The organism is Bradyrhizobium sp. Ai1a-2, from assembly GCF_000426245.1.
Lineage (GTDB): Bacteria > Pseudomonadota > Alphaproteobacteria > Rhizobiales > Xanthobacteraceae > Bradyrhizobium.
This window is the reverse complement of sequence record NZ_AUEZ01000119.1, coordinates 1-15,062: the sequence shown is the minus strand read 5'-3', so window position 1 is coordinate 15,062 and position 15,062 is coordinate 1. Positions and strand designations below refer to the sequence as shown.

At 60.4% G+C, this 15,062-nt stretch carries 9 protein-coding genes and 3 pseudogenes; 3 read left to right on the top strand and 9 right to left on the bottom strand.

The features are described 5' to 3' along the window. The coding region (locus K288_RS48195; RefSeq protein ID WP_043161985.1) for a transposase at positions 1-310 on the top strand (310 nt) is incomplete at its 5' end. A gap of 32 nt (positions 311-342) precedes the next feature. On the opposite strand, the pseudogene K288_RS51435 reads toward K288_RS48195, so the two are convergent. From K288_RS51435 to K288_RS53060, 8 genes and pseudogenes are all read right to left on the bottom strand, one after another. Continuing rightward, a pseudogene (locus K288_RS51435) lies at positions 343-967 on the bottom strand (IS630 family transposase); the annotation flags it as partial. A 56-nt stretch (positions 968-1,023) separates the two neighbouring features. Then, complete coding sequence (locus tag K288_RS0139700) at positions 1,024-2,799, bottom strand: tetratricopeptide repeat protein (RefSeq protein ID WP_027584423.1); 1,776 nt, start codon at positions 2,797-2,799, stop codon at positions 1,024-1,026. Positions 2,800-2,804: 5 nt separating this feature from the next. Then, positions 2,805-3,461 carry a DUF3540 domain-containing protein gene (locus tag K288_RS0139695; RefSeq protein ID WP_027584422.1) on the bottom strand — a complete coding sequence of 219 codons (657 nt, stop codon included), beginning with the start codon at positions 3,459-3,461 and terminating at the stop codon, positions 2,805-2,807. 17 nt (positions 3,462-3,478) lie between these two features. Further along, the gene (locus K288_RS0139690) at positions 3,479-4,420 is read right to left on the bottom strand and encodes a hypothetical protein (protein WP_027584421.1); all 942 of its coding nucleotides are present in this window, start codon (positions 4,418-4,420) and stop codon (positions 3,479-3,481) included. Between the two features lie 35 nt (positions 4,421-4,455). Further along, positions 4,456-4,863 carry a DUF4150 domain-containing protein gene (locus tag K288_RS0139685; RefSeq protein ID WP_084800065.1) on the bottom strand — a complete coding sequence of 136 codons (408 nt, stop codon included), beginning with the start codon at positions 4,861-4,863 and terminating at the stop codon, positions 4,456-4,458. Positions 4,864-4,866: 3 nt separating this feature from the next. Continuing rightward, positions 4,867-5,943: a pentapeptide repeat-containing protein gene (locus K288_RS0139680; protein WP_084800064.1), complete on the bottom strand. Its 1,077-nt coding sequence runs from the start codon at positions 5,941-5,943 to the stop codon at positions 4,867-4,869. Further along, a complete protein-coding gene (locus tag K288_RS0139675) occupies positions 5,933-9,088 on the bottom strand; it encodes a DUF2169 domain-containing protein (protein WP_084800063.1) in 3,156 nt (1,051 codons plus the stop codon). Before K288_RS0139675 ends, K288_RS0139680 begins: the two co-directional genes overlap by 11 nt. 450 nt (positions 9,089-9,538) lie before the next feature. Next, the gene (locus K288_RS53060; protein ID WP_152535907.1) at positions 9,539-9,874 is read right to left on the bottom strand and encodes a hypothetical protein; all 336 of its coding nucleotides are present in this window, start codon (positions 9,872-9,874) and stop codon (positions 9,539-9,541) included. A gap of 978 nt (positions 9,875-10,852) precedes the next feature. Here K288_RS53060 and K288_RS53865 point away from each other — a divergent pair. After that, positions 10,853-11,605, top strand: a pseudogene (locus tag K288_RS53865) (type III effector HopG1); the annotation flags it as partial. Between the two features lie 1,517 nt (positions 11,606-13,122). Next, a pseudogene (locus tag K288_RS48185) lies at positions 13,123-13,686 on the top strand (DDE-type integrase/transposase/recombinase); the annotation flags it as partial. A gap of 266 nt (positions 13,687-13,952) precedes the next feature. Here the strand turns inward: K288_RS48185 and K288_RS0139655 are convergent. Next, entirely contained in the window at positions 13,953-14,978 is a 1,026-nt protein-coding gene (locus K288_RS0139655) for an IS110 family transposase (protein ID WP_027584385.1), read from the bottom strand. Positions 14,979-15,062 lie beyond the last annotated feature (84 nt).

Genomic DNA, 15,062 nt, shown 5'->3' with positions numbered 1-15,062 from the left:
GACCCACTCGGCAGGTGCGCTGTATCAGACCTTCCCGCCTGCCGAAGCACGGCGCATCCTGCAGCGCATCGAGTTCCACTACACCCCCAAGCACGCAAGCTGGCTCAACATGGTCGAGATCGAGATTGGCGTATTGCGGGGACAGTGCCTCGACCGCAGGATCGACGACCCCAAGCAACTGCGCCGCGAAATCTCCGCCTGGGAGCGGCATAGAAATGCTGCCCGCTCCCGCATCAAATGGATGTTCACAATCGAAAAAGCTCGCGCCAAAATGGGACGCGCCTACCCAAACCCTTCCAAAGAGTCATAATCACCGTGCAGAGCAACTAGTAGTCACAGTGATTATGACTCTTTGGAAGTGGCGGGATAGGCGCCTGCCATTTTGGTGCGAGCCTTGTCTGTTGTGAACATCCATTTGATACGGGAGCGGGCGGCATTTCGTTGTCGTTCCCAAGCGGCGATTTCGCGGCGCAGTCGCTTGGGGTCGTCGATCCTGCGATCCAGGCACTGGCCTCGCAGGATGCCGATTTCGATCTCGACCTATGTTGAGCCAACTTGCGTGCTTTGGGGTGTGGTGGAACTCGAGCCGTCGCAAAATCCGCCTGGCTTCGGCGGGCGGGAACGCCAGATAGAGGGCGCCGGCGGAGTGGGTCGATAAATTGTCCTGGACGACCCGGATGATCTCGGCGTCGGGATAATGGATGTCGACGAGGTCGCGCATGCATTGGGCATAGTCTTTCGCCGTTCGCCGCTCGGTGAGCTTGACCTTGCGCCAGGGGCGATGCACGTCGAGGAGAACGAACAGATTGACCGTCCCATTGCGACGGTATTCGTGGTCGTAACGTTCGGGCCGGCCCGGCCTTGGCGGAATTGGCTGACGGACCTCGCCGATGAGCTGCACGGGGCTTTCGTCGAAGCACACCACTGGCCGTCTGGAGTCCGGCGCCTCGGCATAGAGGTCGAGCACCTGCGTACAATGCGCAAATGGTAACCTCCGGCCTGCGTATGCGAGTTGCAAGCCGTTCAAGCCATTGCTGACGCGCGCAGCAGCGTGCCGAGCCGGCAGCGACCTTCATCGATCGCGCCCGACCAGTCCCCGAGCCGTTCCTGGACGACGACTTCGATTGAGGGGTACCAGAGTGGCTTTCCGTCGGCCTGCGCCCAGTACCAAGGATAACCACGCGGCACGAAGACAACGCCTGGAATCCCGAGCGTCCCGGCAATATGCACGGCGAAGCTGTCGGGCCCAACCACCGCGTTGAGATTGGCAATCGCTGCGATCAATTCAGCTGGGCTGTCGACATGCACGCCAGCGTCGACTGGGCGGCTCCATCGCTTCATGTCGTGTCGTTGCCCGTCGGTCACTAAACTGACCGGCGTCACGGAATCAGGGAGCGCGGCCGCGATCTGCTCCATCGATAAGCCGAGAACGCCACCGTCCCACACGATGCCGACCAACGGCCTCGCGAAGGCGGCTAGGGCATCCCGCCATTTGGCAAGGAGCTCCGATTCAGCTCGCAAGTACGGGATGCCATCGGCAATGTTTCCGGCTTCTGTCACCAGCATTGGCAGTAACGATTGCAGCGGGGTGGCTGACAGCCCAGACCTCGGCTCCTCGGGGATAATCTGCGCAGCCAGGCTGGTAAGAAGAGTCTGGTAATGTGGCTCCGCGACTACTCGCACAACTTGATGGCTCGCCAGCCGGCGCAAGAGACGAACGAGTGCCACGAATTCGAGCGCGCCAGTCGTCGGCGGCACGAAAACCCGTGTCACAAGGCCCAAGGTGACCGGCTCGGGCGTCGGGAAGCGACCGAGCGTCAGTTCAAGGATCGTCTTCAGAGACTTGGCCGCTTCGTCCTCGGGTCGCGTGTGCGCAACGTGGCCGGCAAGCGTGAGGGCTTCATCAAAACGGCCGACAAACTGCAGGACGCGCGCCAGAGCAAGCGCGGCGGAAGGATCCGATTTGTGCGTACGCACGAATTGCGTGAGGTCCGCAATGCTCCGATCCACCTCGCCATTGGCAATCGTGACGCGGGCCAGAATTTCGCGCGCGCCAAGATGGGCCGGCGCATAGGCGAGCAACTTCTTGCAGATGGCCTCCGCCTGCAACCAGAGTCCCGTCGCTGCACGACAATAAGCAACATGCATAAGTCCCGCTGTATCGAGTGGTGCGCGAAGATGCGCGCGTTCCGCAAGCTTGAGCGCCTCATCAAAGTGGTGCCGTTCGAGCAAGAGTACCGATAAATTGCGCAGCGTATCGGGATTGTCGGGAGCAAGCTCAAGGGCACGGAGCAGGGCGGCCTCGGCCGATGAGTGGTCACCTAGCGCGAAATCAATGGCTCCGAGTTGAAGGAAGGCGCGCGCATTGCGTGGTTCATGTTGAACAACTACCTCCGTGATCGCTCGGGCTTCTGCAACGTCACCGCGGCTCAATAGGGCATGAGCGAGCGCCAGCTTGATGTCTTCGTTACGCGGGGCGAGTGCCGCCGCGCGTTCGAGGCAGATCACCGCCTCGTCAAAGCGGCCGAGCAATTCGTGGGCGATTCCGAGGTTAGTGGCAAGGCCTGCGTGCTCGGGATAGGCGGTCGCCGCTTCCGCGAGCATCTCAAACGCAACATCGGTCCGCCGCCGTGCGAGCGCGAGTGTGGCCTTTGCATTGAGCGTATCGGGATCGTTCGTCGCGACACTGACCTCGTCCAGCAGTGCCTCCGCCTCCTCAAAACGGCTGGCGGCAATGAACTCCTCCGCTATTCTAAGGCGGTCTTGTCGGCTCGGGGCCGAGATGCCAGTCGTCAACATGCGCGCTATGCGACCGTCACGCGTTTACCGTCGAGGCGGAGATCCTCGGTCACAGCGATGACCTTGCTGTGGGCGGTCTCGGAGGCAATCCCAGTGACCCTAATCGCCTGAGTTTCGGTTTGCAGCGAATCGATATGGTCGATGACGGAGATGCGTTGGATCGCCTTCACTGTAAGCGAATCAGCGCTAGCCTCCTGGATACAGGCGTAGCTGCGGAAACGCTCCGCGATTAAACTGTAGAGTTTGCCGATCCACGTGGTCTTGTCCGCGATCACGGCGAACAATTTTGCCTGTACATCGATAGTGTCGGCGCGCAAGGACATTCGTTTTCGCGCGGCGACAGCGATTGTCTCGCCCTCGATCGATATATTGCCACATCCGGGTAAAGCCACTATGCCCCGACTGGCAGTCGTGCGCTGAAGCACGGTCAGAACGTAGGTTCGGCCCGTATCGCAAAAGAGCAGCACGAGGTCCTGCGGCATCGGTCGAACCAGGCAGCCGATAGCTACCGTCGCCCTGTGACGAGCGCCAGCGACTTCAACTTCCACCTGAGCGCCGTCCTCATCGACTGCCACGACACTGGCGGTGTGATGCCCAGGATCAAGCAGGCGCTTGGTTGTCGTCATGAGGCCAGCGTTTGTGATACGGAAAGTCATTGTCATTGTCGCACTCCAGCCGGCTAAAGGAACAGCACCGAAGACCATGTTTTGGCCTTAAACTTGCCGGTCTCGGTCTCGAGGTCGCGTACTTTGCTTACAACCCGACGCTGATCGGTGCTTAATTCCCCGCTCTCCACTTGTGCGTCTGCCACTTGCACGCTCGTCTCGCACCACGTTCCATCAAGCCTGACTCTTTTCACATCGGCATCGTCCACCACCTTGAGATAGATTTTCTTGACATACCTGACGTCGGAGTCAGCGACCTGTACGTTGTAGCCACCGATAGTCCTGGTCAAATTGCCTGTCACGTTGTTGAACTCGTTGCCGACCGTTAGGGTATTTGCAAAAAGAAACCTGATCATGCTGCTGCCGCAAGAGCTGATTGATAGGTCGTAGTCGAGCTTGACGGAGAGTGCCACGCCGAGGAACGCAGCTACATTGAGGCCCAGAGCCGCGGTAACGCTTGCGCCCATCAGGCAGGTCACTTTGGCGCCCATGTAAAATTCCATAGTGGTGCCGTGCGTGGCCCTTTTCGAGTTTCCGAGCGTGATCTCCGACAGGTTGCCCGTCGCGGTCTGCTTGTAATCCGAGCCGGTGATGTTGATGTTGCCGGGCGTGCCGCTGATGCCGGCGCTGATCGATACGCCGTTCTTCGCCGAAAGCTCATAGCTGCCTTTCGAGACCGTATATTTGGCATCGCCGTTCCCGATCTCGGTGGTGTGGCCGCCGCCAATCTTCATCAGTGTGGCGCCTTCTACGGTCGCGTGATAGTCCTTATTGGTGAAGACAAGTATGCCAGCGTGGTCGCTTTCGTGCCGGACCGAGTTTTCGCTGCTTGCGGTCAGGCCCGTGACAATGTCTTTCTCACCAACCGAATAGGAGCCGAGGCGCAGATAGCTCGAACTAGTCACGGGAGCGTCGGGCTTTTCCGGAACAAACAATCGCGTGTAGGCGGTCGGCATGCTAGACTCCCCAATCGTTTCGGTGGTCGGGCGCCTTAGCGCAGCGACATTACTCGGGTTTGAGACGGCGATATCGACATTCCGAACGCGTTTGGGCTCGCCCCGTTCTGCTTGGTGGCCATACCCATCTTGGCCGCCGGCGGGCCGCCGATGAACAAGTTGGACGATCCGGTCATAGCGCGGCCCGGACCCATGACCATGCCGGATATGACGCCGAGGGCCACACCCGCGTTGTCGCCCGTTGATATCGTGCGCTCCGTCGTTAGGTTGTGCGCTGGCATACACATGATCAGGCAACGAAATTGCGTGGGATTGGCCATGGTGCTCATATTGATGTTGGGGTAGGGAAAGGGCATGACCGCGGGACCGATCGGGGTGTTGCACACGTCGGGAAACGCGAAATCTTGGGCCGGCATCGGGCCGCTGGCATTGACAAATGGCATTGTTCAACCCGCTCCATTGAACGGAATGACGCGGCTTGCATCGTAGAGTTCGGCGACAGCGCGTTCAGGCACCGTTTGGAGGGCACTACCGTGCTGGCCTATGAACAGGCTGCCCGTGGTCGATGCGCAATGAAAGTCGGTGCGCAGAAACTTGGAGCCCGAAAAGTCGCCACCATCGAGCTTGGCATGATGCATGAGCGCATAGGACATGTCGGCGCCGCGAAACAAGGCGGACTTGGCCGACGCACACGTGAATACGGCCATCTCCAATTTTGTGCTCGATAGATCGCAGCCGTCCAGGCGCGCCTCCGTGAACAGGCATTGCTTCAGGTCCGCGCCGCGAAGGCTAGCCGCTCGCAGATCGGCCTTGGCAAACAGTGTCTTCGGGGCGGCAGCGTGCGAGAGGTCGGCACCTATGAAACTAGCGCCTGTCAAAACGGAGCCGGAGAGGTCGACTCCAGACAAGTTGGCGCGATTCAGCTTGGCGCCGCTCAAGTTCGCTCGGGCGAGCATCAGGCCCCTGAGGTCCCGCTCCGACAGATCGCATTCTGAGAACAGGATGGTGTCGCACCGCATTCCCGCCAAATGCACACTACGCAAATCGGCCTGGGTGATGGCGGCGTTCGTGAGTGTGGCGTCGTCGAGCACGAGATTGGCGAGGTCGCAGTCCATGATGGCGCTTTGGGACAGTGTGGCGCCGCGCAGGACGGAGTAGGCCAGGACGCAGCGCATCGCCGTCGTTTGGGTGAGCCGCGTCTCGCTGAAGTCGCTACGGCCGAGATCCGATGCGATGAACGTCGACTGGGCGAACGTCGCCCGCCGCCAGTCAGATTCACCCGCGCTGCAGCTGACGAACGAGGAGTTGTCAAGGAAAGCGTCGGCGAACGAAGTTCCGCTGAAGTCGCAGTCCTGAAACATCATGCCACTGAGGGAGGCGCCGCCGAAATCGCTGTTGCGGAAGGAGGAGCTCAGTACCACGCCGTCCTTCAAGGTCATTCCAGACAGTGTCTCGCCATCGAGGTTGGCATCCCGCACCGGGACGCGGTGGGCGATCGACTGCAATAGCAGATCAATTGACATGGCGCGGAACCATCAGGACGGTGCGGTCGATATTGGCGTTGCTCAAATCGGCGGCGACCAACGTCGACTCCATTAGGTCGGCACCGTAGAGATTTGCATGACGCAGACTGGCGCCGGTCATGTCGGTCTGATTGAGATGCGCCTCGAGCAAGTTGGCAGCATAGAAGTCTGCGCCGCTCAGATCGTTGCCGGTGAAGACCGCACCTTTCAGTGAGGTCATACGGAAGATCGCGCGCGACAGAGCCGACTTGCCGAAATAAACCCCGTTTAGCCGAGCCATGCTGAAGTCGGTGCCGCTGACGTCGGCGCCCTGAAACGAGAGCGCGTCGGCGCTGCTGCTGTCGAAACGGGCACCGCGCAGATCGACGTCACCAATGAAGCTGACTTGGTTGAGTTGCGACGTGCTGAGATCGAGTTGCGGCGCCGCCACCTTGAGGAAGCAGGTTTGCTCCAGGTGTGCGCCGGCAAAGGCGGCACTAGACAGCGATAAATCCAAGAATTGTGCTCGCTGGAGGACGGCGCCCTGCCAGACGCTGTTATCCAGGGCGGCCTTAATGAAGCTACATTGATGCAGCTGCGCAACGCGGAACGTTGCTCCGATCATCGGCACCTGCAACATTTGCAGATCGGCGAGACGTGCTTGGTCGAAGGACGCGCCCACCATGCGCGCGCCGAGAAGATTTGTGCGCACAAGTCGTGCGCCTGTGAAACGCGTCCCGCGGCAGTCGGTTTCACCAAGATTGGCGTCAGTGAGGTCGGTTGCGCTTAGATCGGCGTTGATGAGGGCCGCGCCGGCAAGCGTGGCCTTCATCAGTTTTGCGGCGGTGAGGCTGGTCCCATTCAGCTTCGTGCGTTCGAGAAAGGCGCCGGAGAGGTCCGCATTCGCGAACTGCCGTCCGGAGAGGTCGGCGCCGGCCAAATCGCGGCCGGCAAGCGTGCCGCCGCGGCGGAATTCGTCCTCCACCACGTCGCCCAGCGCCCGACCCACAGCTGGAGCCAGCATCGTTTCAGGCTTGAGCGGCTTGGGTGAAGCCAGCCTCACTGCGGACATGGTGGCCGCCAGCTGACTTTCCGCCTTATCGATCTCGGTTCGCAGGACGGCTAATGCCTTTTTGCTTTCCTTGGCGGCTGCGCCCAGCGCCGCTTCGGGCGTGTCGGCGATCGGCGGCTGATTGCTCCCGACCAAGGCCTCGAACGGCGCGCGACCATCGATGGCCAACGCGGGCAGGGTCTTTTTGAGCGCCGCTTCAGCGTCGGTGAGGGCAGTGCGCACACGCTGCACGGCTTCAACGGGCGTGTTGGGGCTCTCGATCCGCGCCACTATCTCGTCAATCGTCAGTCGGTGTGGCGTGTCCGGTTTGACGCCCTGGGCTTCCTCCGGCAGCATAAACGAGGGAACGTCGGCCGGTGAAAACGCATCGTCCGACAAGGCGGTCCGTATCGGCTCAAGCGGTCGTCCAGCCGACAACGCAAAGAAGCGGGCATGCGCCAGTTCAAATTGTTTATGCTCGTCGACCGGCAGCATTGCCGCGTTAACGATTTCGCCACGCCAGTTCTTCGCCTGCGCGAGCTTGGCTTCGAGCTCGTGCATGCGAGCCGGATCAGCCTCCGGCGGGAAGGCGGGCAAGGACGGGACTTGCTCAAAGATTGCGTCCATCGACTGCACGGCGTCCATGTTGCCGATCGCGGCAAGCAACACGTCGATATCGCCCGACACGGCGTTGCCGCTGGCAATCTTTTCATAGGCGGCACGCATGGGCTCGTATTGAGCGGCGAGCTTGTCAATGTCGGACTCGGCCTTGGCCTGGACCGTCTCCAGGGCATCGAGAATCTCGGCTAGGTCGATTTCGCCGCTCTCGATTTGCTCCGGCAATGGTTCCGGAACGCTCGACGGTTCGATCGGCGGCATCTCGATTCTAGGACGCAGCGCAGGCGGAAGTTCGATGCGCGCGAGTTCCTGGTCGAGCACCCAGCGCCTGGAGTCCTGCTGCCGCGCTGCGCGCTGTTCGGCCAATTCGCGTCGCCGCGCTGCGCGGCGCTCGCATTCGGCGGCCGAGAGCTCGGGCGTGAGTTGATGTTCCGAAAAGGCGTAGCGTGCAGCAGTGCTCGGGTCGAGGCGCAGACGCCTGACGTTCAGATAATGATCTAACGGCCGCGCGGGCTCGCTCTGCCGTTCATAAGCGACCATAATGTCGGCAACGGCGGTGCCGTCCATTTCCTGCACAGCAATCGCGGCCCGGTAGATCATGACACCGCGGCGGGCGCCGGCGACCAGCCAAAGCGTATCGATGCGCGTCGGAAGTTCAGTGACGCCACGCGCCGCGTCGCTCCAGCCGACGAGGCAGCGCACGCGAAAGGCGGGCAGGCGGCCTTCGATCAACGGGTGATCCGCGGAGAAGTTTCGCAGCGCGTAGGGTTCTCCGCCGGAAAGAAAGCCGGCCATGCGCTGGTCGGGCGGCGCGAACAGAAAGAGGCGCGGATCGGCGTCAGTCGCCAAGCCGGGGGCGACCGATTTCAGCCACGCGGTGTCGTAAGTGCCCGCATATTGCAGGCGCTGCCTATCATCGAGTGCCATTGGTCCGAAGGCCGCGGGCGGTGCTGTTGTTTCGATGAATTGAATCGCGTAATTGGGATTTTCCACATTAGGCAGCGCCACGAGTTCGCCGGCCATACTACGGCGAAGAGCCAAGTAGCCGGTGCCGGTCGGGTTCGCGGCATGGCCGGGCCCCCCGAAGGCCCGCTGCCGCGTTAGCGGCATCTGCTGGAAAGGTTTGGCAGCTGTTGGTCTCCAGCCGGAGGTGGTCATCTGCCAGTAACGGTCACCAGTCACCAGAAGGTGCTTCTGCATCGGTCCGAGCGACCATCCCAACATCATGCGCTGGGTCGGCCGTCCGTCGGGCGTCGCGGCATGTCCACCGATGAGCACTTCCGCTTGCGGTTTGGGCATGCCGAAATCGAGTGGGCTGCCGGGGGGAAGTTCCTTCGCAGCCATCACCCAAAGTTCCTGCTCTTCTTCCAGACGGTCGGCGCTCGGGTTGGCGAGGTCGAACATCGCGAAAGCGGAAATAATGAGGCTTGCTCCGCGAGGACGGCGCTCGCATTTACTCAGCAGCCCCAGCGTTCGGGGCTTTATAAGAATAGGCATGAGATCGCGCCGCTAAATGTCCCACTTCGCATTACTATTTCTCCAGGATGACAGAGTTGCGAATTGATATGTGGCCACCGGCGCGGTCAATTGACGCGTGCGGCAGCAATCCGCCCGTGCAGAGGCGCCGTTCCGCCACACACCAAGTTCGAATTGGCAAAAGAGTCCGGCGGCCAGAGATGCGTATAGGTCCGACGCGAACGTCAAGATTCTGGTTGTCGAAGATGTCACGCCGATCCAGAGAAATAGAGCTATATTTACGAAACTGCTCGTTCGCATCCGCTCGGCGGCAAACGAAAGACTGATCGCGAATTTGTTCTAAATGGACACGCAGACGGCACACAAGAGTTAACCTGCCGGGCTTGCACGAGCAGCGCGGGCCTTCGATCGTATCCCAGTCGATCGAGACATGGCGAAGTCGGCAGCGTTCGAAGATAGGACCACGCCTGGTCAAGATTGAGAAGCTCCTAGCATCTGAGCCTGACGGACTTTGTCATCGAGTACAGCAATTTCCGTTCCAGTGGCCGCCGCGATAATCGCACGAAACGACAGCGTCTCGCGCGGAAACGACCAACTGGTCCGTGTCCGGTTTCTAACAGCCGCACCACGTCCGTCGTGTTCAAAACAGCGCCCCGGTCTGCCGCGCGCGAATTGTTTCAAAGCGTAATCAGCAGCTTGAGTGCCGCGGATGCTGTCGGCACAGCCGTTGCTACTGAGATGCAGCCAAGAGTTCTGTCCGCAGAACACGATCAACAACGTTTTCGTATGCTCTCTTCGCGCGTTCACGGCGGGCTCCGTGACCACCGCAACGACCCCACGCTCGCCGTATCCCACGACAGGCTGACACAAAATGCGTATACAACGGACGATGAGAACTTGATCATGCCGCGTTGACCAAAGTTTCGCGCCGAGGCTGTGAACAAGCGAGCACGCACGCCAGGCAAGGCGGTTCGGCAGCACTGCAGGCTCGACTTCGGATGACAATCTATGTACGCGTGCGCCGGTCTTTCCCGGGAACATCATCATCCGTCAACGACGGCTCTTTGCTGCACAATCCAGCATGGTTCGTATGCTGGCTAAGTGGACCACTTCCCAACACGCAGCGCGAATACGCCACAAAAGCGAGACCGTCTCAGTTGGCGGCCTTCAAACTGAGATTACAGCAGCCGCGTTCGATCCAGATACAATGGGCAGTGTAGCCGAACAGTATGCCCGATTCATAAAGTGGATGCTGCATCAAGGGCATCGATACGGGAGCCACGAGATGCGAACTGGAAGTAACCACCTCGGCGGCTAATGGGCACTGAGCCGGCGGATTGGCAATGGACCGGCTGAGGTCCCGAGTGCGATGATCGGGTTACACGAAGCGCACCACCCACTTGCTGAGCTTCGTTCCCGGGTTCGGCGAATTATTGGCGGAGTGACCGAGGCCTCGAGTGTGATGATCTTGTTCCAAGAAGCGGGTCATTCACGTGCTCCGCTCCATTCCCGGAGTACGCCAACGACACCAGCGCAGAACCCTGCTCTGCCGCAAGGCGAGGAGAATCAGCATAGTGGGGAACGAGCGACGGAAGGTAGCACGGGAGACGGGCCACGCCTTTCCGCGCGCCTGGTGAAGTACGGCTTGCGCTTCGCGGGCGCAGGCTACGCCTACAACGAGGTCGCCAACGACTTCTTCCTTTCCACCACCTCGCTGCATGACGGAAAAAGGGCTTCACCAGCAACGAACGGCTCAGAACGGCCCAGGCGAAGGCGAGGGAGTATTACATGCGGTACCACGCCGCTGACCCCGAAGTTCAGCGTCCGAACGGACGACCTCTCAACCCAATCCGTACCTGCGGCAACAATCAGTTCGTGACCATGATCGACTATCGGGCGGCGACCCGCGCACACCTCGCGCGCCTCGTGGACTCAACGCATTCGCGCCAGTCGCTCGTTCTAAACCTAACCTGCATGAAGGGGCATCTCGTGAATGCGGAGTGCGTGGCCAAGTACGGACCACCGCAGGCGCCGAAGGATCCAGACCTGACGAGGAGCCCGCTGTACGATCAGAAGAACAAGTGCGCGCTGACTGGCGTGCTCAATGAGGAGACCGGCGCATACGGCTACACGTCGAGGTCGATAACTCACCCGTTTGTCAACAAGGGCATGCAGCACTTCCGAGATGCCCTCCAGGGCGAGAAGGGCCTAACGTTCAAGCGATGTACCGAGATGCTTGAGGCGCTGCTCGACAAGGAGTGCGGGCTTGGCGAGGAGGCCCAGTTCGCTGCCGGCCAGGCCATCCTGAACTTCAGGCAGGTCTATACTGCGGACGCACATTGGGGGCGTCCCGAGAACGTCGTGATGCAGACCCTGGCCGAGCATGGTTTGCTGTCATTGGCGGAAACCAAGAGGCTTGATGCGGCTCTGATACACGAGGATCCGAACAAGAACCCGCTGAAGCGCAACAAGAGCTTGGTTGGACCGCGGCTGCAAAAAATCGACACCCAAATTCAGGAAATCCGATCCCCGCGGTAGTCGCGGACCTGAATCACCGGGAGATCAAGGACATGAAATATTGACTCGTCCCCTCGCCCATTCATGCAAGCTGCTACGGCGCTTACCTACGCCCGGACACGCAGCAGACATTATACGTTGGTGCCGGCGCCCGCGTTCTTCAACCAACAGCGCGGAGTTGCACCTTGCCAGCCACTGCGGACGAAGGTCCACGCCGCGCAGCTCGAGTTGGCCTGGCAAGCACCCTGGCAGTTCTCAGGAACGCTGTTCGCCGGGAGAGAGAAGCTGCCGATATCGGAGCCAAACCGGTCCTTCCCATACTCGATGGACTGGGCGAGGGCCGGAGCGCTTAAGGAGAGCTAGCGCCAAAGCGACGAGGGGGCTTTCATCTCATTAATTCTCCTACATGGTGTGCACTGATCTGATTTTTGTTCGTTCAGAAACTCGCCTGCCAGCGGCTGCGGCGAGAGATGCGGAGAAGGAGCCTCGGTTTGAGCATGGCCGCAAATAGGTGCTGCTGGAGCTCACACTGGCAATCGAGCACGGCTGGGGCCGGTGATGCACGATAGCGGGACATTCTGCCCTCCTATTTCTCGCCTGCTATGCATCCGTCATATGCGCTTTGCGGGATTTACGTCGACCTGAGGCGGCGAGTTGTCGTGCTTTCGTTGGTCAAGAGAACGGGACGGCTCCGGCGCCGCACTTTCGGAGGGTCTTGCGGACCGGAGCCGCCCGCTGGCTGCCGAGGGATACCACGGCCCCCGATCGGGAGAGCCCTTGGCGGCAGCAACTTTGATGCCCACACGAATAGCTTGATTGGCATCTTGCTGAGTGATCTGAGCCATTCGAGAGTCGCCTTTCAGAGGAGCAATTCCGTTTCTCTCACTCCTGACGATCGAAGTCTGTTCGCCGCAATGTTTAGGCGGATGCTCCTAAGTGAGCGAATCCAATTGCCGGGAAAGTAGAGGGCGGCCCAACGCAGGGTAGCATGCGACGCTGGGACCGCCGCTACATCACCGGTTGCTTCGTGATGCTCCTTCCATGAAGCACACAGCATGCCGAACTGAAATTGCGGCGCTTCTGCAATCGCTTGATACAAGTATCGTCGAGACGCTCGAATCGTGCGTCGCGTCACGTGCACGAATTGTCTCAAGGTGGACAATCGGCGCTGGGACATCCGACAAGGTCGGTTGTGAGTCGGTGGCCTGCACAAGCCCGGCAATCTTTGGCTCTGGGCATCGCGGCGCAGCGCGGTACCGCTGGTTGATTTGGATCAAAGCGGCATGTGCCGTTCTTGAGGAAATCTTCAACAGCGGAAATGAGACGTCAAGCGTGAGGAGTAGTTCTATGAGTGAAGCGGAGGCTCCTCCTGAAAGCCTGGTCTTCGAGTTGATCTGAGGCCGGCAAACTGTGACCTTGCCCGGCCGGTTTAATCCGGTTTGAAGTTCGTTCTGGCCCAAGACAAGGACCAGAGCATGAGGCGCAGCCGCTTTTCGGCACACCCGCCGTTCGCTCATCCCGTGGGCATCCATGAGAGCCGCATGACTATCAGATACAAGACGATCCGGACGGACGATGGCGGCCTTCGCCAGCGTATGAAGGCGATTGCTCATGAGCGCCGTCGCTTCGGTTACCGGCGGGTGCATGTCCTGCTCAAGCGGGAGGGCTATCGGGTTAACCACAAGAAGCTATTCCGGCTTTACCGGGAAGAGAAGCTCGCAGTGCGTCGCCGTGGCGGTCGCAAGCGCGCGATCGGGACCAGGGCGCCGATGATGGCGCCGATGGCTCCGAACGACCGCTGGTCGCTCGACTTCGTGTCGGATCAGCTGACCTGCGGCCGCCGCTTCCGCATCCTCACCGTGCTCGACGATTGCACCCGCGAGTGCCTGGCGCTGGTGGCCGATACCTCGCTCTCCGGCACCCGCGTAGTGCGGGAACTGGACCGGCTGATTATCGAGCGCGGCAAGCCGAAAATGCTGGTCAGCGACAATGGCAGTGAGCTCACCAGCAACGCCATCCTGATGTGGCCGGATCAGGGCCGCGTCGCGTGGCACTACATCGCGCCAGGAAAGCCGATGCAGAACGGCTTCATCGAAAGCTTCATGTATAGACGGCCCCGCGGATGCAAGGGATTTTTAGCAGCACTTTGGATAACGGTCGGGTGCGTTCATGTATACGGCCTGTTGGTGCGACCGATACGATGGCCGCTGGCCCTGATGGAGATCGCGGATCGAGGATCGAGGCCTCATCAACGGGTCGCGCTTGTTGCGCTTAAAGCTCTTCGGGCTTGCTCGATCCCCAGCTCCGCCGGTTTCCATCATGCTGTCATTTGCCCTCACACCTTAAGGTGGCCAGGATACGCGGCAGCTCAGGCCGCGAGCTTAGGCCGATAGAATTCCCCGGTCGTCATCATCGCCCAGACGATCCGGGCCAACTTGTTGGCAACAGCGATGGCAACGACCATGGGCCGACGCCGCTCCAGCAGAGCTTCGATCCAGCCGCCTCCGACCCGAGAGCGTGCCTTTGGGTACCGAACGATGTTGCGTGCTCCGATGACAAGCAGGTGCCTGAGATAGGAATCGCCCTGTTTCGTTATCCGGCCGAGCCGCTCCTTCGCGCCAGTGGAATTCTGCTTAGGCGTCAGGTCAAGCCAGGCTGCGAACTCTCGCCCGTAGCGAAACATGGTCGGATCCGGCACCGTCGCGGCGAGGGCCGTGGCCGTTATGGGACCAACGCCAGGAATCGAGGAAAGCAACTTCGCCATCGGATTTACTCTCTGGATGTGAGCCAGTTCACGCTCGATGGCATCGACCTGCCGGTCCAATTCCTTCAGTTGGTTCACAAGAACAGCCAGTGCCATATGAGCATTGGCAGGTATCGCCAGCCCCTCGTCAACCAACAGGTCCACCAGACCATCCACCCTTTGCCGGCCCTGCCCGACAATGATTCCGAACTCAGCAAAGTGAGCTCGAATGGCGCAAGCCGTCATGGTTCTTTGGCGAACCAGCAGGCCTCTTGCGCGATGAAGCATCAAGAAGCCTTGGTTCTCGACGCTCTTGATTGGAACGAACCGCATATTGGGACGGGTGACCGCTTCGCAGATCGCGGCCGCGTCAGCGGCGTCGTTCTTGGCTCCTCGCCGCAGGTAAGGTTTTACATAGGCCGGCGGGATCAATCTCACATCGTGTCCAAGCCGCCGAATCTCGCGTGCCCAGTGGTGAGCGGTGGCGCAGGCCTCGATGCCGACCAGGCAAGGCGCGAGCGAGGAGAAGAAGAACGATATGATCTCGCCTCGCCGGAGGCGTTGGCGATTGGTCACTTGGCCTTTGCTATCAACTCCATGGATGTGAAATACGTGCTTCGAAATATCCACCCCAATTGTCGCGACTTCCATACCGAGAGCCTCCTGTTAGCGGTTCCGTATATTGCCAGTATAACGCCGGCGCCGAGAGAGCGGGGCCGTCTTCCCCATCAATGG